At 72.3% G+C, this 24,299-nt stretch carries 15 protein-coding genes and 1 pseudogene; 14 read left to right on the top strand and 2 right to left on the bottom strand.

Going from position 1 to position 24,299, the window contains the following annotated elements; translation table 11 throughout:
- Together IG88_RS45380 and IG88_RS45375 are read right to left on the bottom strand one after the other, a co-directional pair.
- Positions 1–473: SpnB-like Rossmann fold domain-containing protein (locus IG88_RS45380; RefSeq protein WP_420712116.1), on the bottom strand; the 473-nt coding region annotated here is incomplete at its 3' end.
- Positions 474–758: 285 nt separating this feature from the next.
- Positions 759–4,557, bottom strand: a pseudogene (locus IG88_RS45375) (type I polyketide synthase); the annotation flags it as partial.
- Positions 4,558–4,759: 202 nt separating this feature from the next.
- Here IG88_RS45375 and IG88_RS0135945 point away from each other — a divergent pair.
- The 14 genes from IG88_RS0135945 to IG88_RS39500 all read left to right on the top strand — a co-directional run.
- Complete coding sequence (locus tag IG88_RS0135945; protein WP_158854193.1) at positions 4,760–5,263, top strand: hypothetical protein; 504 nt, start codon at positions 4,760–4,762, stop codon at positions 5,261–5,263.
- 165 nt (positions 5,264–5,428) lie between these two features.
- Complete coding sequence (ccrA, locus tag IG88_RS0135940; protein WP_031050523.1) at positions 5,429–6,772, top strand: crotonyl-CoA carboxylase/reductase; 1,344 nt, start codon at positions 5,429–5,431, stop codon at positions 6,770–6,772.
- Positions 6,773–7,085: 313 nt separating this feature from the next.
- Positions 7,086–8,027: a 3-hydroxybutyryl-CoA dehydrogenase gene (locus tag IG88_RS0135935; protein ID WP_051852194.1), complete on the top strand. Its 942-nt coding sequence runs from the start codon at positions 7,086–7,088 to the stop codon at positions 8,025–8,027.
- Between the two features lie 265 nt (positions 8,028–8,292).
- Positions 8,293–8,706 carry a hypothetical protein gene (locus tag IG88_RS0135930; protein ID WP_031050520.1) on the top strand — a complete coding sequence of 138 codons (414 nt, stop codon included), beginning with the start codon at positions 8,293–8,295 and terminating at the stop codon, positions 8,704–8,706.
- Positions 8,707–8,928: 222 nt separating this feature from the next.
- Complete coding sequence (gene atpB, locus IG88_RS0135925; protein WP_031050518.1) at positions 8,929–9,738, top strand: F0F1 ATP synthase subunit A; 810 nt, start codon at positions 8,929–8,931, stop codon at positions 9,736–9,738.
- Positions 9,739–9,810: 72 nt separating this feature from the next.
- On the top strand, positions 9,811–10,059 hold the full coding sequence (locus IG88_RS0135920) for an ATP synthase subunit C (protein ID WP_029382919.1): 249 nt from the start codon (positions 9,811–9,813) through the stop codon (positions 10,057–10,059).
- Between the two features lie 45 nt (positions 10,060–10,104).
- A complete protein-coding gene (locus IG88_RS0135915; protein ID WP_031050511.1) occupies positions 10,105–10,662 on the top strand; it encodes a F0F1 ATP synthase subunit B in 558 nt (185 codons plus the stop codon).
- A 5-nt stretch (positions 10,663–10,667) separates the two neighbouring features.
- Entirely contained in the window at positions 10,668–11,483 is an 816-nt protein-coding gene (locus tag IG88_RS0135910; RefSeq protein ID WP_031050509.1) for a F0F1 ATP synthase subunit delta, read from the top strand.
- Positions 11,484–11,654: 171 nt separating this feature from the next.
- Positions 11,655–13,244, top strand: coding sequence for a F0F1 ATP synthase subunit alpha (gene atpA, locus IG88_RS0135905; RefSeq protein ID WP_031050506.1), 1,590 nt, complete (start codon positions 11,655–11,657; stop codon positions 13,242–13,244).
- A 21-nt stretch (positions 13,245–13,265) separates the two neighbouring features.
- A complete protein-coding gene (locus IG88_RS0135900) occupies positions 13,266–14,183 on the top strand; it encodes a F0F1 ATP synthase subunit gamma (RefSeq protein WP_031050505.1) in 918 nt (305 codons plus the stop codon).
- Positions 14,183–15,625 carry a F0F1 ATP synthase subunit beta gene (gene atpD, locus IG88_RS0135895; protein ID WP_031050502.1) on the top strand — a complete coding sequence of 481 codons (1,443 nt, stop codon included), beginning with the start codon at positions 14,183–14,185 and terminating at the stop codon, positions 15,623–15,625. The genes IG88_RS0135900 and atpD overlap by 1 nt, the downstream gene beginning before the upstream one ends.
- Before the next feature lie 131 nt (positions 15,626–15,756).
- Entirely contained in the window at positions 15,757–16,131 is a 375-nt protein-coding gene (locus tag IG88_RS0135890) for a F0F1 ATP synthase subunit epsilon (RefSeq protein WP_031050499.1), read from the top strand.
- A 142-nt stretch (positions 16,132–16,273) separates the two neighbouring features.
- Positions 16,274–16,723, top strand: coding sequence for a DUF2550 domain-containing protein (locus tag IG88_RS0135885; protein ID WP_031050495.1), 450 nt, complete (start codon positions 16,274–16,276; stop codon positions 16,721–16,723).
- Between the two features lie 512 nt (positions 16,724–17,235).
- Positions 17,236–24,299 (top strand): type I polyketide synthase (locus IG88_RS39500; protein ID WP_234332452.1); only part of this gene is annotated, 7,064 nt, incomplete at its 3' end.

The following is a 24,299-nucleotide window of genomic DNA, read 5'->3' as shown; positions in this document are numbered from 1 at the left end:
TGGTGGTGGTGGACGAGGTGGCGGGCGAGGAGGGCGCCGAGGGTGCCGGTGCCGCCGGTGATCAGGGCGGTGCCGTCCGGATCGATCCCCCGCGGCACCGTGGGGACGCCCGTGGCCCGGGACAGCCGCGGCGCGAGCACCCGGCCCGCCCGTACGGCGACCCGGGGTTCGTCCGCCGCGGCCGCGGCACGCAGCGCGGTCAACGACTCGGCGGTGCCGTCGGTGTCCACGACGGAGATCCGGCCGGGGTGCTCGGTGACGGCCGAGCCGAGCAGACCCCACACGGCCGCCTGGGCCGGGTCGGGGGCGACCCCGTCCCCGGTGGCCACCGCACGGCGCGTGACCACGACCAGCCGCGCCGCCTCGAACCGGCCGTCCGCCAGCCACGCCCGCAGCAGGCCCAGCGCCTGCGCGGCGAGCTCGTGCGCGACCCGCGCGTCACAGGACCCGTCGGACTCGCCGGCCCCCGCCACCACCACCTCCGGAACCGGAGCCCCCGCGTCCACGGCGGCCACGAGCCCGGCCAGGTCGTCGTAGCGATCAAGCCCGTCCGGCCCGTCACAGCGCCCCCCGGCACCCGCCCCACCGTGCCACTCCGCACCGGCGGGGTCGTCGGGTTCGGTATCGGCGGGGTTGCCGTCCCGTTCCGCGCCGGTGAGGTCGTGCCGCTCCGCGCCGGCGGGGCTGCCGGGCCGCCGGGCACCGGCCGGGGCGTCGTCCTGGACCGTGCCGGCCGGAGTGTCGTCCTGGGCCGGCCGGGCCGGGGCGGCGCCCTTTCGTTCCGTGCCGGTCGAGTTGTCGTGCCGCTCGGCACGGGCCGGGCCGTCGGCCCGCCCCGGACCAGTGGGGCTGTCGTCCCGCTCGACGCCGGTCAGGCCACCGCCCCGCTCCGCACCGGCCGGGGCGTCGTCGGCCGGTCCCGTGATCAGGCCCGGGCCCAGGAGCACCCAGCGTTCCCGGGCCGTCGGTGTTGTCGTGGCCGTCGGGGTCCAGGTGGGCACCAGCAGGGCGCCGGCGGTGGTGTCCGGTGCGGTCGGGGAGGTGGCGGCGCGGACGGTCAGGGTGTCCACCGTGAGGGCCGGGCGGCCGGTGTCGTCGGTGCACAGCAGGGCCAGGGTGTCCGGGCCGGTCGGCGTCAGCCGCACCCGCAGGCCGGCGGCCCCCGCCGCGTGCAGGGTCACCCCGCGCCACGCGAACGGCAGCCTGCCCCGCCCGGCGTCGCCGAACTCGCCGCCCGCGAACGCGGACGCGTGCAGCGCGGCGTCGGCCAGTGCCGGATGCAGCCCGAACTCCCCGGCGTCCCCGGCATCCCCCTCGGGCAGCCGTACCTCGGCATACACCTCGTCGCCGAGCCGCCACACCGCCCGCAGCCCCTGGAACGCCGGGCCGTAGTGGAAACCGGCCGAGCCGGAAGCGGCGTAGAAACCGTCGACGTCCACCGGCTCGGCCCCCGGGGGCGGCCAGGCCGCCAGGTCCTCCTCCGGCGGGCCGCCGGCCACGGCCAGGGTGCCCCCGGCGTGCCGCGTCCACACGTCGTCGTCGCCCCGCTCGTACTGCGCGTACAGGCCGAACTCGTGCTCGCCCGCCGCGTTCGGGGCCCCCACCGAGAGCTGGACACGCAGCCCTCCCTCGGCCGGCAGGACCAGCGGCACTTCCAGGACGAGATCCGCCACCCGGTCGAGCCCGAAGTGTCCGCCCGCCCACAGCGCCAGCTCGGTCACGGCGGTGCCCGGCAGCAGGGCGGTACCGTCGACCGCGTGGTCCGCCAGCCACGGATGGCTCTCCACGGACAGCCGCCCCGTGAACAGCCGGCCCCCCTCCGCGGCCGGCACCAGCGTGGCGCCCAGCAGCGGATGCTCGGCCGGCACCAGCCCGGCCGCCGTCACGTCGGCCGCCCCGGGCACCCCCCGCAGCCAGAACCGCGTCCCCTGGAAGGCGTACGTCGGCAGCGGCACCGGCCCCGCCGGCCGGGGCCCGAAGAACGCCGGCCAGTCGACCCCCGCCCCGCTCGTGTGCGCGTGCGCCAGCAACGCCGTCAGCGTGCGCACCTCCGAACGCCGCCGTCGCAGCGCCGGCACCGCGACGACCCCGGCCTCCCCCGGCCCGGACCCGGCCTCCGCCGCCAGCGTCTCCTCCACCATGGAGGTCAGCGCCGCGTCGGCACCCAGTTCCAGGAAGACGCTCACGTCCTCCGCCGCCAGGGTGCGCACCACGTCGTGGAAGACGACCGGTTCGCGCACCTGCCGGGCCCAGTACTCCGGGTCCGCCCAGTCGGACGGTTCCAGCAGGGTGCCCGTCACGCTGGAGACCACGGGCAGGACCGGCTCGGCGAAGGCCAGCCGTCCGGCCACCCGGCGCAGCTCCGCCACCACCGGCTCCATCAGCGGTGAGTGGAAGGCGTGGCTCACCGGCAGTCGCCGGGTCCTGCGCCCCAGCGCCGCGAAGTGCGCCGCGAGCGCGACGACCACGTCCTCGTCGCCCGACACCACCACAGAGCCGGGCCCGTTGACCGCGGCGACGCCCGCCACCGACTCGTGACCGGCCAGCAGCGGCCGTACCTCCTCCGCGGTCGCCGCCACCGACACCATCGCGCCGCCCTCGGGCAGCGCCTGCATCAACCTGCCACGCGCGGTGACCAGTTCGCAGGCGTCGGAGAGGGACAGCATCCCCGACACATGCGCCGCGGTCAGTTCGCCGACCGAGTGCCCGGCCAGCAGCCGCGGGCGTACCCCCCACCCGTCCAGCAGCCGGAACAGCGCCACACCGAGCGCGAACGTCGCCGACTGGGTGTACAGCGTCCGGTCGAGCAACCGGCCCTCGGCGCTGTCGGCGGCGGCGAACAGCAGCGGACGCAACGGCCGGTCCAGCCGGGCGTCCAGCTCCCCGCAGACCTCGTCCAGGGCACGGGCGAAGGAGGGGAAGGCCGCGTACAGCTCCTCGCCCATGCCGGGCCGCTGGGCGCCCTGCCCGGTGAACAGCACCGCGGTGCGGACCTCGTCGGCGACGCCGCTCACCAGGCCGGGCACGTCGGTGCCGGCCGCCAGCCCGGCCAGCTTGTCCAGCAGGTCGGCGCGGTCCTCGACGGGCAGCACCGCCCGGTGCTCGAAGGCGGTGCGGGTGGTGGCCAGCGCGTACGCCACGTCCCGCGGCGCCAGTTCGGGCCGCTCCAGCAGGTGCGCGCGCAGCCGGGCGGCCTGCGCCGGCAGCGCCGCCGCCGTGGCCGCCGACAGCGGCACCGGTACGACCGTCAGCCGCCCCGGCGCCGCCCCGGCGGCCTCCTCCGCACCCGCCCCGGCGGCCTCCTCCGCACCCGCCCCGGCGGTCTCCTCCGCACCCGCCCCGGCGGCCTGTCCCGCCCCGGAACCCGGTTCCTTCCCGGGTTCCGGCTCCGGTTCGGGTTCCGGTTCCTCCAGGATGACGTGCGCGTTGGTGCCGCTGATCCCGAAGGAGCGGCCGGTCGGCGGGCCGGTCCTGCCCGTAGGTGGCGAGCAGCGCCTGCGCCTCGATCGGGTCGCCCAGCGTCGTGCCCGTGCCGTGCGCCTCCACCACGTCGACGTCGGCCGGGGCGAGCCGGGCGGAGTCCAGGGCCTGCCGGATCACCCGCTGCTGCGAGGGCCCGTTGGGCGAGGTGAGCCCGTTGGAGGCGCCGTCCTGGTTGACCGCGCTGCCCCGCACCACGGCCAGCACCGGGTGACCGTTGCGCCGGGCGTCCGACAGCCGTTCGACGACCAGCAGCGCCGAGCCCTCGCCCCAGCCGACGCCGTCGGCCGAGGCGGCGAAGGACTTGCACCTGCCGTCGCGGGCCAGACCGCGCTGACGGGAGTTCTCCACGAAGGTGGCCGGGGTGGACATCACCGTCGCACCCCCCGCCAGCGCCAGGTCGCACTCCTCGTCGCGGAGTGCCTGCACCGCCAGGTGCAGGGCGACCAGGGACGACGAGCAGGCGGTGTCCAGGGTGACGGCCGGGCCCTCGAGACCCAGGAAGTACGAGATCCGCCCCGAGGCGACGCTGCCGGCCGTACCGGTGCTCAGATAGCCCTCCGCCTCGACGGGCAGCGGACCGGAACCGGTGGCGTAGTCGTGGTACATCAGGCCGGTGAACACACCGGTGCGCGAGCCCGCCAGGGACCGCGGGTCCAGCCCGGTGTTCTCCAGCGCCTCCCACGCCGTGTGCAGCAGCAGCCGCTGCTGCGGGTCCATCGCGAGGGCCTCGCGCGGCGAGACGCCGAAGAAATCGGCGTCGAACTCGGCCGCCCCGTCGACGAAACCGCCCTCCCTGGCGTACGCGGTGCCGGGACGGTCCGGGTCCGGGTCGAAGAGGGCCTCCAGGTCCCAGCCGCGGTCGGTGGGCATCCCGGTGACGGCGTCCTCGCCGCGCGCCACGAGGTCCCACAGCTCGTCGGGGGAGCCGACACCTCCCGGCAGCCGGCAGGCCATTCCGACGACGGCGACGGGTTCGGCCCCGTCCGCCTCCAGTTTCCTGATACGCCGGTGGGCCTGCCGCAGATCGGCTGCCATCTTCTTGAGGTAGTCAACAAGCTGCGCTTCGTTCGTCACCTGAACCCGCCCGAGAGATTGGCATACCGCGCCCGTCGGCGCCGAAGGTATGTGGCGGTCGCCCCTAGCCACGCCCCCGCAGCCACCCCAGAATCCCAACCCCGGTGAATGAGCGGGCAATAGGGGCTGGCGGCGGGGGACAGCCGGTGCCTAGCATGCAAGAAATTTCCGTGCGCCATTCAGGATGGGAGCTCGTCCCGCAATGAGTAACGCCGAGCAGGAACCAACGCCGTCCGGGGAACAGGAATTCACCAAGCCGCCGGCCCCGGCAAGGATGACCGACCTGGACTTTCTGCTGGGTGACTTCCGTGCGGAGTGGACGAATTTCACCGCCGATCCGCCCACCAAGGGCATCGCCTCGTGGAACACGGAGTCGACCTTCTCCGGACACGCCTACGAAATGACCCAGCGAGTCACGGAGCACGACCTCACGGGACGGTTCGTCGTCCAGTGGGTGGAGTCGGAATCCGCGTTCTCCGGCTATTACTACGACGACTGGGGAAACCGCACGCTCCTCACCGCTACGGGCTGGGAGGACGGCCACCTCGCCTTCGTCGGAGACTGCGTCGGTTTCGGGAAGTCGTTCCTGCTCAAGGAGCAGTACGAAATCGTCGACGAGAACCACTACGCGAAGCGCGGTTTCGTGAAGTTCGAGGAGAACGGCGACTGGATTCCCGCCGACGAAGTCCACTGCTACCGCGACTAGGGAGTCCCCCGCCCTGCGTCCGGACGCGCCGGGCCCCGCTCACCGGCGCCGACGAGGAACCGCCGATTTCCTGCGACCTGTTCCAAACCACACCCCCAGGCGACCACCGATCACGAGGCGCACCGGCCCGCCGGAACGGGCGTGCGCATCCCGGGAAGGGCGAACATGACCTCTCTGTCGGAAGCGGTGCGGGCGGGTGCGCCCCCGGAGGAACTGGACGGCCTGGCGCCGCCCGCCGAGTACACCGCGGCGTACCTGCGGGCCGAGGACGCCGGGATGTTCCGGGGCGTGGCCGACAAGGACGTCCGCAAGTCGCTGCGCGTCGGACAGGTGCCGATGCCCGAACTGGCCCCGGACGAGGTGCTGGTGGCCGTCATGGCCAGCGCGGTCAACTACAACACCGTCTGGTCGGCGATCTTCGAGCCGCTGTCCACCTTCCGTTTCCTGCGGAGCTTGGCCGCGCAGGGCGGCTGGGCGGCACGGCACGACCTGCCGTACCACGTCCTGGGCTCCGACGGCGCCGGCGTGGTGGTGCGCACCGGCTCCGGCGTACGGCACTGGAAGACCGGCGACCACGTGGTGGTGAGCTGCGTCCAGGTCGACGACCAGGAGGCGGCCACCCAGGCCGACGGGATGCTCGGCGCCGAACAGCGCATCTGGGGCTTCGAGACCAACTTCGGCGGCCTCGCCCACTACGCGGTGGTGCGGGCCAGCCAGCTCATCCCCAAGCCCGGCCACCTGAGCTGGGAGGAGGCGGCCTGCAACCCGCTGTGCGCGGGCACCGCCTACCGGATGCTGGTCGGCGACCGCGGCGCCCGGATGAAGCAGGGCGACGTCGTGCTGATCTGGGGCGCGGCCGGCGGCCTGGGCGCCTACGCGGTGCAACTGGTCAAGAACGGTGGCGGCGTCCCGGTCGGCGTGGTCAGCTCGCCGGCCAAGGCGGAGGCGGCCCGGCGGCTGGGCTGCGACGTGGTGATCGACCGTCAGGAGATCGGGCTCGGCGACAGCACGGCCGACGAGCCGGCCGCGGTGATCGAGGCCGGCAAGCGGCTGGGCGGCATCATCCGCCGCGAGGTCGGCGAGGACCCGCACATCGTCTTCGAACACGTCGGGCGGGCCACCTTCCCGGTCTCGGTCTTCGTCGTCCGCCGCGGCGGCACGGTGGTCACCTGCGGCTCCAGCACCGGCTACCAGCACGCCTACGACAACCGGTACCTGTGGATGAAGCTGAAGCGCATCATCGGGAGCCACGCGGCCAACCTCCAGGAGCAGTGGGAGCTGAACCGGCTGGTGGCCGGCGGCCGTGTCGTGCCGACCCTCTCCGCGGTCTACCCGCTGGCCGAGATCGCCGAGGCCACCCGCTCGGTGCAGACCAACCGCCACATCGGCAAGGTCGGCGTCCTCTGCCTGGCCGACGGCCCCGGCCAGGGCGTGACCGACCCCGCGCTGCGCGCACGCGTGGGCGAGGAGCGCCTGAACCTGCTGCGCGACCTCGCACCCACCCCCTGACGCCCACCCCCTGACGCTCTGGCCCCGCGAACCCTGACCCTGCGCGCCCTCGCCCTGTGCGGCTCCGCCTCCTGCCCCCGCCCGCACACGACCCCACACTCGCCACCCCGCCCCGCCCCGCCCCCTCGGGCGTCCCGCTCTCTGCCGCCCCCACCCGCTCGGGCCCACTCTCCTGCCCGGCAGGCCCCGACCGGGACGCCTGCCGGGCGCCCCCACGGCCGCGCCCCGCCCCCACCGGACTCCGGCCGGCCCACCCGTATCCGCCCCCGTACCGCCGCCGGGCCCGGTCCGAGGGGCATGAAGGAGATGTGAGATGAGTACCGCGACGGATTCCCCCGCGACGTCCCGAAGGCCCGCCCGGCCCGCCCCGGAGACGGAGCGCGCGCAGCCCGCCGCCCGCGCCGAGATCCGCCGCGTCGGCGTGGTCGGCTGCGGGGTGATGGGCGCGGGACTGGCCGAGGTGTGCGGCCGGGCCGGCCGCGACGTCCTGGTCGCCGCCTCGGGACCGGAGGGGCTCGCACGGGGCCGCGCCCGACTGGAGCGCTCCCTCACCACCGGCCTGCGCCGGGGCAAGCTCAGCGAGGAGGACCGCGACGAGGCGCTCGCGCGGATCAGGTTCACCACCGACCTCGCCGAGCTGGGCGACCGCCAGCTCGTGCTGGAGGCGGCACCCGAGCACGAGGCGACGAAGCTGCGCCTCTTCGAGGCCCTGGACGAGGCCGTCGGGGATCCGGACGCGATCCTGGCCACCAACACCTCCGCCCTGTCGGTCATGCGGCTGGCCAGGGCCACCGCCCGCCCCGGCCGGGTTCTGGGCCTGCACTTCTTCAACCCGGCTCCGGTGCTGGGGCTCGTCGAGGTGGTCAGCTCCCTGCTGACCGAGGACGACACCCGCAACCGCGCCGAGGACTTCGTCACCGGCGTCCTCGGCAAACACGCCGTCCACGTCGGCGACCGCTCCGGCTTCGTCGTCAATGCGCTGCTCGTCCCCTACCTCCTGTCCGCGATCCGGATGTACGAGGCCGGATACGCCGACGCCGAGAACATCGACAAAGCGATGATGCTCGGCTGCTCCCACCCCATGGGTCCGCTGGCCCTGGCCGACCTCATCGGCCTGGACACCGTCGCGGCCATCGGCACGGCCCTGTACGAGGAGTTCAAGGAGCCCGCCCACGCGGTGCCCCCGCTGCTGTCGCGGATGGTCGACGGCGGGCTCCTCGGCAGGAAGACGGGGCGGGGATTTCACACCTACTGACCCGTTCCGGTCACGTCGCATACCAGCTCCGGCACCCACTGTCACCGCGCCGACCTGCCACTTGGCCTGTCCGTGTGACGGCAAGCACACCTTCGAGGTAAAGACCTCATCAAATAGTTTGTGATACGGTTCACGAGATCCCAGATAGCGTGCGGTGAGCCGGTCACGCCCGGCCGCCCGGTGAGTTCTGCCTCTCGTTCTCGGGATACTGTCGTCGCTCGACGACCTGCACCGTCCCCCAGACTTCGCCGGAGGAGCTGCCCCCATGCAGTCCAACGACGTACGAACACTTCTGCACTGCGCCGTGCCCACCGTTGCCGCGGGCATGGTCGGAGTCGCGGTCAGTGCCGCCGTGGTCGGCAGCAAGGGTGCGCTCGGCGCCGCCTTCGGCACCCTTCTCGTCGTGCTGTTCATGGTCAGCGGCCTCATGGTCCTGCAACGGACGGCGCGCTCCCTGCCGCATCTCTTCCAGATGATGGGGCTGCTGGTCTACACGACGCAGATCCTGCTGCTGATGGTCGTGCTGACCGCCCTGCGGAGCAGCTCCGCCTTCCACCCGAAGAGTTTTGCTCTCACTCTGCTCGCTGCCACTCTGGTCTGGATCGCGGCGCAAGTGCGCTCCCACATGAAGGCCAAGGTCCTCTACGTGGAGCCGGACACAGCCCGGACGCCGTCGTGACCCGTAGGGTCGGCGTAAGGAGGCTTCCGCTCATTTGCTATCGTCTCGCCACAACTGCGGCAGAGCTGGCGTGGGTGGCAGCCGGGCCTGTGACGCTTCACGGCTCGGACCCCAGGCGCCGCCCCCAAATCCGCAAATCCAGTCCAGTGCCGTCTCGCGGTCGCATACCGCGCCGACACATCGAGGTTGCCGTACCCATGCGCCACGCTGAAGGAGCTCGCGGTGAGTGACGCCCAGACGCTCGCCTTCGAGACTGATTGTCATATTTTCGATGGGTGCGGTTTCCCGACCCCCGGCCTGCACTCCTTCCTCTTCGAGCCGCTGTTCACCGTAGGCGGCATCGAGATCAACAAACCGATGCTGCTGACCACGCTGAGCACGGTCATCGTCGTCGGGTTCTTCTGGGCCGCTTTCCGCAACCCCAAGCTGGTGCCGGGCAAGCTCCAGATGGTCGGTGAGGCCGGTTACGACTTCGTCCGCCGCGGCGTCGTCTACGAGACGATCGGCAAGCGCGAGGGCGAGAAGTACGTCCCGCTCATGGTCTCGCTGTTCTTCTTCATCTGGATCATGAACCTCTGGGCGATCATTCCGATCGCCCAGTTCCCGGCGACCGCGATCATCGCCTTCCCGGCCGGTCTCGCCGCGATCGTCTACATCCTGTGGATGAGCCTGACCTTCAAGCGGCACGGATTCGTCGGCGGTCTCAAGAACCTCACCGCCTACGACCCGTCGCTCGGCCCGGTCTTCCCGATGGTCATGTTCTTCGAGTTCCTCTCGAACGTGTTCATCCGGCCGTTCACGCACGCGGTCCGGCTGTTCGCCAACATGTTCGCCGGGCACGTCCTGGTGCTGATCTTCACCATCGGCGCCTGGTACCTGCTGAACGGCATCGGCATCGCCTACGCCGCCGTGTCGTTCCTGATGGTCATCGCCATGACGGTCTTCGAGCTGTTCATCCAGGCCCTCCAGGCGTACGTCTTCATCCTCCTGGCGTGCTCCTACATCCAGGGCGCGCTCGCCGAGAGTCACTGACCATCGCACCACCCCCCTTTTCGCCCGGTGGCCAACCCCCACCGGCCTGTTGAACAAGAAGGAAGAAACGGCATGTCCGCTCTCCAGACCCTCGCTGCGACCAACATCCAGGGCAACTTCGCCGCGATCGGCTACGGCCTGGCCGCCATCGGCCCGGGCATCGGCGTGGGTGTCATCTTCGGTAACGGTACGCAGGCCCTCGCCCGGCAGCCCGAGGCCGCCGGCCTCATCCGCCAGAACCAGATCCTCGGCTTCGTGCTCTGTGAGGCGCTCGCCCTGATCGGTCTGGTCATGGGCTTCGTCTACCCGGTTCCCTCCTGATCCGGTCCCGGCCGACGAGAAACTTCGACGGAAGGAACTGACGTGATCTCGTCCCTGGTAACGCTGGCGGCTGAGGAAGAGGCGCAGAACCCCCTCATCCCGGCGATCCCCGAGCTCATCATCGGTCTGATCGCTTTCGCGATCGTCTTCTTCGTCCTCGGCAAGAAGCTCCTTCCGAACATCAACAAGGTTCTGGAGCAGCGGCGCGAGGCCATCGAGGGCGGCATCGAGAAGGCCGAGGCCGCGCAGACCGAGGCCCAGAGCGTCCTTGAGCAGTACAAGGCCCAGCTCGCCGAGGCCCGGCACGAGGCCGCGCGTCTGCGTCAGGAGGCGCAGGAGCAGGGCGCCACGCTCATCGCCGAGATGCGCGCGGAAGGCCAGCGGCAGCGTGAGGAGATCATCGCCGCGGGTCACGCCCAGATCCAGGCCGACCGCAAGGCCGCCGCGTCCGCGCTGCGCCAGGACGTCGGCAAGCTGGCCACGGAGCTGGCGGGCAAGCTCGTCGGCGAGTCGCTCGACGACCACGCTCGCCAGAGCCGTGTCATCGACCGCTTCCTCGACGAGCTCGAGGACTCGGCGACGACCGCCGAGGCGGCCCGATGAGCGGGATGCACGGAGCGAGCCGCGAGGCGCTCACCGCAGCGCGCGAGCGCCTCGACGCCCTGACGGACTCCACGGCCGCGGACGCCGGCTCGCTCGCCGACGAGCTGGCCTCCGTGACGGCGCTGCTGGACCGCGAGGTGTCCCTGCGCCGGGTCCTCACCGACCCGGCGCAGGACGGCGAGGCCAAGGCACAGCTCGCCCAGCGCCTCCTCGGCACCCAGGTCGGCGGCCCCGCCGTCGATCTGGTGGCCGGCATGGTGCGCTCCCGCTGGTCGCAGTCGCGCGACCTCGTGGACGCCCTGGAGGAGCTGGCGAACACCGCCGACCTCACCGCCGCGCAGAAGACGGGCCGGCTCGACGACGTCGAGGACGAGCTGTTCCGGTTCGGCCGGATCGTGGCCTCCGACACGCAGCTTCGGGCCGCGCTCACCAACCGGTCGGCCCGGGCCGCGGCCAAGGGCGAGCTGCTGCGCAGCCTGCTCGGCGGCCGGGCGCAGCGGACCACCGAGCGTCTGGTGACGCGCCTTGTCACCGCGCCGCGGGGACGTAGCCTGGAGTCGGGACTCGAATCCCTGTCCAAGCTCGCCGCCGACCGGCGGGACCGGATGGTCGCGGTGGTCACCTCGGCGGTGCCGCTGAGCGACACGCAGAAGCGGCGCCTCGGCGCGGCCCTCACGAAGGTCTACGGCCGTCCGATGCACCTCAACCTCGACGTGGACCCCGACGTCCTCGGAGGGATCCGGGTGCAGGTCGGTGACGAGGTCATCAACGGCTCCATCGCGGACCGTCTGGAGGAGGCCGGCCGCCGCCTGGCGAGCTGACCCTCCCGCGACGGCGGTCGCGACAACAGCACAGCAAGCAGTAGCAGTACGTACTTACGACGGCCCTGGTTGGGCCGTGCAGAGGATTCACCTCTCATTGGGGGGAGTCCCGACTCGTGGAATACCCCCCAAGTGAAACTTCGGGCCCAACAAGGAGAGCAGGGAACTCAGATGGCGGAGCTCACGATCCGGCCGGAGGAGATCCGGGACGCACTGGAGAACTTCGTCCAGTCGTACAAGCCGGACGCGGCCTCGCGCGAGGAGGTCGGTACGGTCACCCTTGCCGGCGACGGCATCGCGAAGGTCGAGGGCCTTCCCTCGGCCATGGCCAACGAACTGCTGAAGTTCGAGGACGGCACCCTCGGCCTCGCCCTCAACCTCGAGGAGCGCGAGATCGGTGCCATCGTCCTCGGTGAGTTCAGCGGCATCGAGGAGGGGCAGCCGGTCTCGCGTACCGGTGAGGTCCTCTCCGTGGCCGTCGGCGAGGGCTACCTCGGCCGCGTCGTCGACCCCCTCGGCAACCCGATCGACGGCCTCGGCGAGATCGAGACGTCCGGTCGCCGCGCCCTCGAACTGCAGGCCCCCACGGTCATGCAGCGCAAGTCGGTGCACGAGCCGATGGAGACCGGCTACAAGGCCGTCGACGCCATGACGCCGATCGGCCGCGGCCAGCGTCAGCTCATCATCGGCGACCGCCAGACCGGCAAGACCGCCCTGGCCGTCGACACGATCATCAACCAGCGCGACAACTGGCGCACCGGCGACCCGAACAAGCAGGTCCGCTGCATCTACGTCGCCATCGGCCAGAAGGGCTCCACCATCGCGTCGGTCCGCCGCGCGCTGGAGGAGAACGGCGCGCTGGAGTACACGACCATCGTGGCCGCCCCGGCGTCCGACCCGGCCGGCTTCAAGTACCTGGCGCCGTACACCGGCTCGGCCATCGGCCAGCAGTGGATGTACGAGGGCAAGCACGTCCTGATCATCTTCGACGACCTGTCGAAGCAGGCCGACGCCTACCGCGCCGTGTCGCTGCTGCTGCGCCGCCCGCCGGGCCGCGAGGCCTACCCGGGCGACGTCTTCTACCTGCACTCCCGGCTGCTGGAGCGCTGCGCGAAGCTCTCCGACGACCTGGGTGCCGGCTCGATGACCGGTCTGCCGATCGTCGAGACCAAGGCCAACGACGTCTCGGCGTTCATCCCGACCAACGTCATCTCCATCACCGACGGCCAGTGCTTCCTGGAGTCCGACCTGTTCAACGCCGGTCAGCGCCCGGCCCTGAACGTCGGTATCTCGGTCTCCCGCGTGGGTGGCGACGCCCAGCACAAGGCCATGAAGCAGGTTTCCGGCCGTCTGCGCGTGGACCTCGCCCAGTTCCGCGAGCTGGAGGCGTTCGCCGCCTTCGGTTCCGACCTGGACTCGGCGTCGAAGGCGCAGCTCGAGCGCGGTCAGCGTCTGGTCGAGCTGCTGAAGCAGGACCAGTACCAGCCGATGATCACGGAGGACCAGGTCGTCTCCGTCTGGGCCGGCACCACCGGCCGGATGGACGACGTGCCGGTCGCCGACATCCGCCGCTTCGAGACGGAACTGCTGGAGTACCTGCACCGCAAGGAGCAGGGCCTCATGACCTCCATCAAGGAGGGCGGCAAGATGTCCGACGACACGCTGCAGGCCATGAGCGACGCCGTCGCCGCGTTCAAGAAGCAGTTCGAGACCTCGGACGGCAAGCTGCTCGGCGAGGACGCCCCGTCCGTCGCCAAGTGACGTAAGGAAGGGACCTGACTCATGGGAGCCCAGCTCCGGGTCTACAAGCGTCGCATCCGATCCGTCACCGCGACCAAGAAGATCACCAAGGCGATGGAGATGATCGCCGCCTCGCGCGTCGTCAAGGCGCAGCGGAAGGTGGCGGCCTCCACGCCGTACGCGCAGGAACTCACCCGCGCGGTCACGGCGGTCGGGACCGGGTCGAACACCAGCCACCCGCTCACCACGGAGGCGGAGAACCCGGCCCGTGCCGCGGTCCTGCTCCTCACGAGCGACCGCGGTCTGGCCGGCGCCTTCAACTCCAACGCCATCAAGGCGGCGGAGCAGTTGACCGAGCGCCTCGAGCGTGAGGGCCGGCAGGTCGACACGTACATCGTCGGCCGGCGCGGTCTCGCCCACTACAACTTCCGCGAGCGCAAGGTCGTGGAGTCGTTCACGGGCTTCACCGACGAGCCCTCCTACGCGGACGCCAAGAAGGTCGCGGCGCCGCTGATCGAGGCCATCGAGAAGGGCACCGACGACGGCGGCGTGGACGAACTCCACATCGTCTACACCGAGTTCGTCTCGATGATGACGCAGACCGCGGCCGACGCACGGCTGCTGCCCCTGCGCCTCGAAGAGGTCGCCGAGGAGTCCGCGGCGAAGGACGAGATCCTGCCGCTGTACGACTTCGAGCCCTCGGCGGAGGACGTCCTCGACGCCCTGCTGCCGCGCTACGTGGAGAGCCGTATCTACAACGCGCTGCTCCAGTCGGCCGCTTCCAAGCACGCCGCCACGCGGCGCGCGATGAAGTCGGCGACGGACAACGCCGGAGAGCTGATCGAGACGCTCACCCGGCTTGCCAACCAGGCCCGCCAGGCCGAAATCACCCAGGAAATCAGCGAGATCGTCGGTGGCGCGAGCGCACTGGCCGACGCGACCGCGGGGAGTGACTACTAATGACCACCACTGTTGAGACGGCCACGGCGACGGGCCGCGTCGCGCGGGTCATCGGCCCGGTCGTCGACGTGGAGTTCCCCGTCGACGCGATGCCGGACATCTACAACGCGCTGCACGTCGAGGTCGCCGACCCGGCGAACGCCGGCGAGAAGAAGACCCTGACCCTCGAGGTCGCCCAGCACCTGGGCGCGGGCACGGTCCGCACGATCTCCATGCAGCCCACCGACGGCCTGGTGCGCCAGGCCCCGGTGCTGGACACCGGGACCGGCATCACCGTGCCGGTCGGTGATGTCACCAAGGGCCGCGTGTTCAACACCCTGGGCGAGGTGCTCAACGACGACCCGTCCGTCGTCGAGGGCGCCGACCGCTGGACGATCCACCGCAAGGCCCCGGCCTTCGACCAGCTCGAGTCCAAGACCGAGATGTTCGAGACCGGTCTGAAGGTCGTCGACCTCCTCACCCCGTACGTCAAGGGTGGAAAGATCGGCCTGTTCGGCGGCGCCGGCGTCGGCAAGACCGTTCTCATCCAGGAAATGATCATGCGTGTGGCGAAGCTGCACGAGGGTGTGTCGGTCTTCGCGGGTGTGGGCGAGCGCACCCGTGAGGGCAACGACCTCATGGTCGAGATGGAGGAGGCCGGCGTTCTGGACAAGACCGCGCTGGTCTTCGGCCAGATGGACGAGCCGCCGGGCACCCGTCTGCGCGTCGCGCTGGCCGGCCTGACCATGGCCGAGTACTTCCGCGACGTCCAGAAGCAGGACGTGCTGTTCTTCATCGACAACATCTTCCGCTTCACCCAGGCGGGCTCCGAGGTGTCCACCCTGCTCGGCCGCATGCCCTCCGCGGTGGGCTACCAGCCGAACCTGGCCGACGAGATGGGCCTCCTCCAGGAGCGCATCACCTCGACCCGCGGTCACTCGATCACCTCGATGCAGGCGATCTACGTCCCCGCGGACGACCTGACCGACCCGGCTCCGGCCACCACCTTCGCCCACCTCGACGCGACGACGGTGCTGTCCCGTCCGATCTCCGAGAAGGGCATCTACCCGGCCGTGGACCCGCTGGACTCCACGTCCCGGATCCTGGACCCGCGCTACATCTCGCAGGAGCACTACAGCGCCGCCATGCGCGTGAAGAACATCCTGCAGAAGTACAAGGACCTCCAGGACATCATCGCGATCCTCGGCATCGACGAACTGGGCGAGGAGGACAAGCTCGTCGTCCACCGTGCCCGTCGTGTGGAGCGCTTCCTGTCCCAGAACACCCACGCCGCCAAGCAGTTCACCGGCGTCGACGGTTCGGACGTCCCGCTGGAGGAGTCGATCGCGGCCTTCAACGCGATCTGCGACGGCGAGTACGACCACTTCCCGGAGCAGGCGTTCTTCATGTGCGGTGGCATCGAGGACCTGAAGAACAACGCCAAGGAGCTGGGCGTCTCCTGAGCCTCGGCTCACGGTGAGCCGCACGGCCCGCCGTCCGGAGGGGACGGGCGCGTCCCGTCCCCTCCGGCACGCCCCTTAGACTTGTAACCAACACCCGGCTCTCCCGCCGGGTGGTGACCCGAGGAGCCACCTTGGCTGCTGAGCTGCACGTCGCGCTGGTCGCGGCCGACCGAGAGGTCTGGTCCGGCGAGGCCACCCTGGTCGTCGCGCGCACCACGTCCGGCGACATCGGCGTCATGCCCGGTCACCAGCCGCTGCTCGGTGTGCTGGAGTCGGGCCCGGTGACCATCCGTACGAGTGACAGCGGGACGGTCGTCGCCGCGGTGCACGGCGGTTTCATCTCGTTCGCGGACAACAAGCTGTCGCTGCTGGCCGAGACCGCCGAACTGGCGGACGAGATCGACGTCCACCGCGTGGAGCGCGAGCTCGAGCGCGCGAAGGCGGAGGGCGACGCCCACGCCGAGCGCCGCGCGGACGTCCGACTGCGCGCTGCGGCGGGACGCTGATCCACAGCACAGTGCGATAGCGTCATGCCATGACGTCACTCAGCCGCGGCTGGGACCGGAGCCATCCGGACCCGGCCGCGGCTGAGGCAGATCCGGGTGTTTTTTCCGTTCCGTTACCTAGGAGACGAGGAGGTCGGTGTCGATGGCCCTCGCTCTGACTGTGTGCGGAATCGTGGTCGCCTTGGTGGTGATCGGACTCTTCGTCTTCGGTCTGCGCCGTCGGCTGATCCAGCGTTCGGGCGGCACCTTCGACTGCTCCCTGCGCTGGGAGGCCCCCGAGGAGGGCGAGACCGCCGACGGCAAGGGCTGGGCCTACGGGGTGGCCCGCTACAACGGCGACCGGGTCGAGTGGTACCGCGTCTTCTCGTACTCGCCCCGCCCGCGCCGCGTGCTGGAGCGCTCCGCGATCGAAGTGGCCGGCCGCCGGGTGCCGGACGGCGAGGAGGAACTCGCGTTGCTCTCCGACGCCGTGGTCCTGGCCTGTCTGCACCGGGGCACACGGCTCGAACTGGCCATGAGCGAGGACGCGCTGACCGGATTCCTCGCGTGGCTGGAAGCGGCCCCGCCCGGACAGAGGGTCAACGTCGCCTGACACACCGGCCGGTCACGGCCATGCCTGCGCCCCGCCAGGGTGAGAACGGGAGACCGTTCGCTTCCCGGCGGGGCGTTGTCGTGAAACCACGGATTTTCGGACAGTCACCCCACGTGATGATCGGCGGAGTCCCGCCTCCGCCCGCCGGCCGGTCCTCGGCACCGGGAAGTTGCGCCAGCAGCGGTTGCGCGGGCTCCGGTGCCGGTCAGCGGAGGTAATCGTTCCGGTGATCAGTTGATCACCCAGGGGCACAATGCCGCCCTCCGTGCCGTGCGTATCCAGCCCTCCGCCCGGAAGGGCTGGCGTGATTTGAATGGCGACCTGATCGAGGGCCTGCCTAGGCTGGCCAGGCGTCACGGTGCGACGATCCCGCCGTGGCGAGGTGTGCCGGCTGCGTGGCAGCCCAATCTTCGGAGCATCGTCACACGGGGGAATGCGTGTCGTCTGGGTTTGGTATGCCCAAAATTGCTGGTCCGTCCGACGAGCGGTCGACCGATGTCGCCATTGTCGGCGTGGCCGGAAGTTTCCCGGGAGCGAACGGCGTCGAGCAGTTCTGGGACCTGCTGTGCGCCGGCCGCGAGGGGCTGACCCGCTTCACCGACGAACAGCTCGTGACCGAAGGGCTGCCCGCCGAACTGGTCGGTGACCCGCGCTATGTGAAGGCGCACGGTGTCCTGCCCGACGTCGAGCTCTTCGACACGACGCTGTTCGGCATGACCCCGGCCGAGGCCGAGGTGGTCGACCCGCAGCACCGGCTCTTCCTCCAGCACTGCTACGCGGCACTGGAGCACGCGGGGCACGACCCGGGCCGGTTCCCGGGACTCGTCGGCGTGTACGGCGGTGCGGCGGTCAACACCTACCTGCAGAACCACGTCCTGCCCCAGGTCGACCAGTCGACCACCTCCGGGCACTTCTCCGTCATGGTCGGCAACGACAAGGACTACCTGGCCACCCGGGTCGCCTACAAGCTGGACCTCAAGGGGCCCGCGTACACGATCCAGACGGCGTGTTCCACGTCGCTGGTCGCGATCCACCTGGCCTGCCAGGGGCTGATCAACGGCGAGTGCGACATGGCCCTGGCGGGCGGTGTCACCGTCAAACTCCCGCAGGTCAAGGGTTACTTGTACGAAGAGGGCGCCATCCTCTCGGCCGACGGGCACGTGCGCGCCTTCGACGCCGAGGCGGGCGGCACCGTACTCGGCAACGGTGTGGGTGTCGTGGTGCTCAGGCCGCTGGCCGCCGCCCTCGCCGACGGCGACACCGTGTACGCGGTGATCAAGGGCACGGCCACCAACAACGACGGTTCGCTCAAGGTCAGTTACGCCGCGCCCGGCAAGGAGGGGCAGGCCGCGGTGATCGCCGAGGCGCAGGCCGTCGCGGGGGTCCGCGCCGACTCCGTCGGCTACGTCGAGGCGCACGGCACCGGCACCCGGCTGGGCGACCCCGTGGAGGTCTCCGCCCTCACCCAGGCCTTCCGCGCGGGCGGCGCCGAACACGACGGGTTCTGCGGCATCGGCTCGCTGAAGTCGAACGTCGGCCATCTGGACGCGGCCGCGGGCGTCGCCGGCGTGATCAAGACCGCCCTGATGCTGCACCACCGGACGCTGGTGCCCACTGTCAACTTCCGCACCCCCAACCCGCAGATCGACTTCGCGTCCAGCCCGTTCCGGGTGGTCACCGAGCACACGCCCTGGCAGGCCGAGGACGGCGTCCCGCGCCGGGCCGGGGTCAGCTCCTTCGGGATCGGCGGCACCAACGCCCACGCCGTCCTCGAAGAGGCACCCGAGCCCGCCCCGGCCGGACCCTCCCGCGAGCGCCAGCTCGTGGTGCTGTCCGCGAAGACCCCCACCGCGCTGGACGCCATGGCCGCGCGCCTGGCCGGACACCTGCGCGACTATCCGGAACTCGGCGCCGACGACGTGGCGTTCACCTTGGCGGCCGGGCGCCCCGAGCACCCGTACCGCCGGGCAGTGGTGTGCCGGGGAACCGCCGACGCCGCGCGCCTGCTCGACGCCGCAGCGGAGCCCGCCGGTGCCGTGCGCGGCGGCGCCGAACTGCGGTTCGTCTTCGACGTCGACCCCGCGGACGCGGAAGGACTCGCGGCCGAACTCGCCGCCCGGGAGCCCGGTTTCAAGCGGTTCCACGCCGCGGCACGGCGAGCGGGCGCCGCACGGTCGGGGGACCGGGGTGCCCTGTTCGCGCTGACGTACGCCCTGGGCCGGCACTGGATGGGGCTCGGCCTGCGCCCCGCCGTGGTGCACGCCGACGGAGCAGGCCGCGCCGCGGCCCGTTGCCTGTCCGGGGAGCTGGGGCTGAAGCAGGCGGTGGCCGCACTCGCCGACGGCGTCACGGATGCCGGGCGAGGGCGCGGTGGCTTCGAGGTCCGGTCGCTGGACGCGGCCGAAGGACTGCCGGCGGCCGACGTGGTCGTGGTGCGCCCCGGGTCGTCGAGCGGTCTGGAGACGGTGCGCGACGCCTGGCTGGGCGGTGCCGCCGTCGACTGGGCGGCCCACTTCGGCGGGGCACGGCGCCACCGCGTCCCGCTGCCCGCCTACCCCTTCGAGGGCCGTCGCTGCTGGCTTCCCGAGGGAGGCCGGCCGGCCGCCGCGTCTCCGGCGGTCCGGCTGCACCCGTTGATCGACGCCAACGTCTCCTCGCTGTGGGAGCAGCGGTACGCCGCCCGGCGCGACGGTACGGAGTCCTACCTGGCCGATCACGTCGTGGACGGACGCCGGACCTGGCCCGGCACGGCCTACGTCGAGATGGCGAGGGCCGCGGGCGAACTGGCCTCCGAGCGCCGGGTCCGCGCGGTGCGGGACGTCTCCTTCGAGCGCCTGCTCGCCTTCGACGGCGCCGAACGGGAGGTGACGGTCGCCCTGCGCCCGGTCACCGACGGGGCGGTGCGCTTCGAGATCGCGGCCGACGACGGCGTGTGCGCACGCGGGGAACTGCGCCTCGCCGACGAGTCCGGCACCGGGGCCGCGGCGCCGGGCGTGCCCGGCACCCCGGCCGTCGACCTGTCGGCGGTGCGGTCCGGCTGTCCGCGCGGGGTGCGTCCGGAGGCGCTGTACGAGGAGTTCGCCCGACGCTCGCTGGCCTACGGCGAGTCCTTCCGGACGGTACGGGAGCTGCTGTGCGGCGAGCGCGAGGCGCTGGCCCGGCTGGCCCTGCCCCAGCGCCCCGGCTCCGGCGCCGAGGCGTTCGTCCTGCACCCGGCGCTGCTGGACGGGGCGCTGCAGGCGGCGGTCGGCCTGCTCCTGGACCGGGGCGCGGCGCAGGGCACGGCGTTCCTGCCGTTCGCCCTGGGGTCGCTGGACATCATGGCGCCGCTGCCCGAGCACTGCTGGGCCCATGTCGTGGTCACCGACGACGGCGCCAGGGCCGTGACGGTCCGGATCACCCTCACCGACGACGACGGCGTCCCCGTGGCCGTGCTCGACGAGCTGGTCGTGCGCGCCCTCACCGAGGGCGTCGCGGCACCGGAGGGCGGCGTGACCGCCCCGGACGCCGGCGCTGCCCGCCCGCGGGCGGCCGACGGCACCGCACGGACCGGACCGGCCGACGGGGCCGGTGCTGACCGGGAGACCGGTCTCGCGGCGCGCGCCGAGGGGTTCCTGGCCGGGCTGCTCGCGACGGTGACCAAACTGGACCCCGCCGAGATCGACCCCGACACTCCGCTGGAGGAGTTCGGCATCGACTCCCTCATGATCACGCGGCTCAACGGGGAACTGGCGGAGCGATTCGGCGGCGGCCTGTCCCGCACCCTCCTGTTCGAGTACCGCACGCTCGGCGAGCTGGCCGAGTACTTCTGCCAGGACCACGCGGACCGCCTGGCGGAGCTGACCGCCGCTCCCGTCGCCGACCCGGCCCCCGTGCCCGCGGCCGCCACGGGGGTGCCGCGCCCCCGCATCGCTCCCGCCGCCGCGACCGTACCGGCCGCGGGTGCCGGAGGGACGCCGCAGGACGAGGCCATCGCCGTCATCGGCCTCAGCGGCCGCTACCCGATGGCCGACGACCTGGACGCCTTCTGGCACAACCTCGTCGAGGGCCGCGACTGCGTGACGGAGATACCCGCGGACCGCTGGGACCACTCGGCGTTCTACCGGCCGCGCCGGGATGCCGTCGGCCGCAGCTACGGCAAGTGGGGCGGGTTCCTGTCCGACGTGGACAAGTTCGATCCGCTGTTCTTCCCCGTGATGCCCCGCGAGGCCGAGCTGATGGACCCGCAGGAACGGCTGTTCCTGCAGACCGCCTGGCACACCCTCGAAGACGCCGCCTACCGCCGCGAGGACCTGCGCGACCACCCGGTGGGCGTGTTCGTCGGCGTCATGTACGGCGAGTACCAGCTCTACGGCGGTGCGGACGCGCTGCGCGGCGGGCGTCCCGTCACCAACTCCTCCTACGCCTCCATCGCCAACCGGGTGTCCTACCTGCTCGACCTGCACGGCCCGAGCATGGCGGTGGACACCATGTGCTCCTCGTCCCTGACCGCGATCCACCTGGCCTGCGAGAGCCTGCGCCGCGGCGAGTGCGACCTGGCCGTCGCGGGCGGCGTCAACGTCTCCGTCCACCCCTACAAGTACGTCTTCCTCAGCCAGGGCGGCTACCTCTCCGACGACGGGCGGTGCCGCTCCTTCGGCGCCGGCGGCAGCGGCTACGTGCCCGGTGAGGGTGTCGGCGCCGTCCTGCTCAAACCGCTCGGCAAGGCCCTGCAGGACGGCGACCACGTCCACGGCGTCATCCTGGCCTCCGCCCTGAACCACGGGGGCAGGACCAACGGCTACACCGTGCCCAACCCGCGCGCCCAGGAGCAGGTCGTCGCCCGTGCGCTGGCCCGGGCGCAGGTCGATCCCGCCGACATCTCCTACGTCGAGGCGCACGGCACCGGCACCGCGCTCGGCGACCCCATCGAGATCAACAGTCTGAGCAGGGTGTTCGGCGGGCAGCAGGGCCGGGGCCGGCCCGTGCCCATCGGCTCGGTGAAGTCCAACATCGGGCACCTGGAATCGGCCGCCGGTATCGCCGGACTCACCAAGGTCCTGCTCCAGTTCCGCCACCGCCGCCTCGTCCCGTCGCTGCACTCGCGGGACCTCAACCCCCACATCGACTTCCCGGCCTCCGGGTTCCGGGTCCAGCAGGAGGCGGCCGACTGGCCCGACCGCGGTCCCGACGGGCGGCACCGCCCGCGCCGTGCGGGGCTCAGCTCCTTCGGCGCCGGGGGCTCCAACGCACACCTGGTCCTCCAGGAACCCCCGGAGCGCCGGCCCGCCACCGACCGCCCCGCCGCACGTCAACGGACCGGCCAGGCACTGGCGTTCGTCCTGTCCGCACGCACCGAGGAGCGGCTGCGCGCCTACGCCGGCCGGCTCGCGGCGTTCCTGGAGGAAGAGCACGTCGACCTCAGGGACATCGCCCACACCCTGTGCCTCGGCCGCGAGGGGCGGGAGGAACGCCTCGCCGTGGTGACCGACGACGGCGGTGAACTGTGCGCGCTGTTCCGGGAGTTCGCCGCGGGTGGCGCTCCGGCGGCAGTTCTGCGCGGCACCGCCGCCACCGGAGCGGCCCGCCGCCACGCCGACGAGGTGAGTGCCGCCGCCGCGCGCGGCGACCAGCGGGAGCTGGCCCGACTGTGGTGCCGGGGTGCGGGTGTCCGGTGGGCGCCCACCGGACGGCGGACACCCCTGCCCGGCTATCCGTTCGCACGGGAGCGGTACTGGATCTCCACCACGGACCTCACGCCGCCCGCTCCCGAGCCCGCCCCCACCCGGCAGGCCGGACGGCTGCTCTTCCGGGGCGAGTGGACACCGGCCGGGACCGGGACCGAGTCCGCGGAGCCACCCCGGGGCGCCTGGCTGCTCCTCGCGCACGACGAAACGGCGCGCACCCGGCTGACCGCGCAGCGGGGCGGCGACGACGCCCCGATCGTCCTGGTCCTGCCCGGCGACGGCTACCGCTGCCATGACCGGCTCACCTTCACCGTGGACCCGTCGGACCCGGACGCCTACGCCCGCCTGCTCGCCGACTGCGCGCGCGAGGGCCTGGTGCCGGGCGTGGTCCTCCACGCCTGGAGCCTCGGCCCGGACCCCGCCCGGCACGCGGAGCCGGTCCCCGGCACCGCGGTCTGGAGGCAGGGCACCGGAGCGCTGTTCCCACTCGGCCGGGCCCTGATCGCCGGCCGGCTGAGGCAACCGGTGCGGGTCCTCCTCCTGCACGGCGGGGGGCCGGACGGATTCTCCCCGCTCGCCGAGTCGGCGGCCGGATTCGCGCGCAGCGCACGGTTGGAGAACCCCCGCCTGATCGTCCAGAGCGTCGGGGCCGAGCGGCCCGAGGACGCCTTCGCCGCGGCCCTGGCGGAACTGCGCGTGCCCGCCGCGCCACCCGCGGTCCGCCACACCGGGGATCGGCGCGAGGTCCTCGTCCACCGCAGGTCCGCCCCCGCCGGGGAGGCCGCCGGTACGACGGTGCGGGACGGCGGGGTCTACCTGATCACCGGAGGCACCGGAGGACTGGGGCTGCTCGTCGCCGAGCACTTCGCCGCCCGCGCCCGGGTCCACCTCGTACTGGTCTCCCGGTCGGCGCCCGGCACCGGGGCCGAGCGGCGGATGGCGGCACTGCGCGAGCGGGGCGGTTCCGTCCAACACCTGCGGGCCGACGTGACCGACGCGGCCGAGACCGAGGCGCTCGTCGCCCGGGTGCGCGCGGAACACGGCCGGCTCGACGGCGTCGTGCACGCGGCCGGCCTGTTGCGTGACTCCTACCTGCTGCGCAAGGAGGACGCCGACGCCGACGCCGTGCTCGCGCCCAAGATCGCCGGCGCGCTGCACCTGGACCGCGCGGTGGGAACGGAACCCCTCGACTTCTTCGTGCTGTTCTCCTCGGTGGCCGGGACCTTCGGCAACGTCGGACAGACCGACTACGCCACCGCCAACGCCTTCCTCGACGCCTTCGCGGAGCACCGGGAACGGCTCACCGCCGCAGGGCGACGCTCCGGGCGGTGTCTGTCCCTGGCGTGGCCGCACTGGGCCGAGGGCGGCATGGCCCTGTCCGAGGCGGACGCCGAGGCGCTGCGTGAACGGCTCGGGCTCGTCTCGTTGGGCACCGGCGAGGGACTCGCCGCACTCGACGACGCGCTCGCCGGACCGGGGGGCCGCCTCCTGGTGGCGGCCGGCGACGCCGGGACCCTCGCCGGCCTGCTCGCCGAGGGCGTCGGCACCGACGCGGGACCGGCCGCGGACACGGAACGCCCCGCGGACACGGAATGCCCCGGACACGTGGCCGCCACCGACGACCCGCGCCCGCGTGCCGCGGCGGTGGCACTGCTGCGGGCCCTCGTCGGCGACGTCATCGGGGCCGAGCCGGAGGACATCGACCCGCGGGCGCCCCTGCTGAACCGGTACGGCATCGACTCGCTGGCCGTCACCCGGCTCAACGCGGACCTGGAAGCCCGCTTCGGCCGGCTGCCGAAGACCCTCTTCTTCGAGTACGAGACCCTCGAGGAACTCGCGGAGCACCTGGCCGAGGAGCACCCGGCGGCCCTGGCCCCGCCCCCGGAGCCCCGCCCCGCCCCGGCCGGAGC

The sequence above is a fragment of the Streptomyces sp. NRRL F-5650 genome, assembly GCF_000721365.1.
GTDB lineage: Bacteria > Actinomycetota > Actinomycetes > Streptomycetales > Streptomycetaceae > Streptomyces > Streptomyces ardesiacus.
The sequence above is the reverse complement of the archived record's forward strand: the minus strand, read 5'-3'. Positions and strand labels throughout refer to the sequence as shown.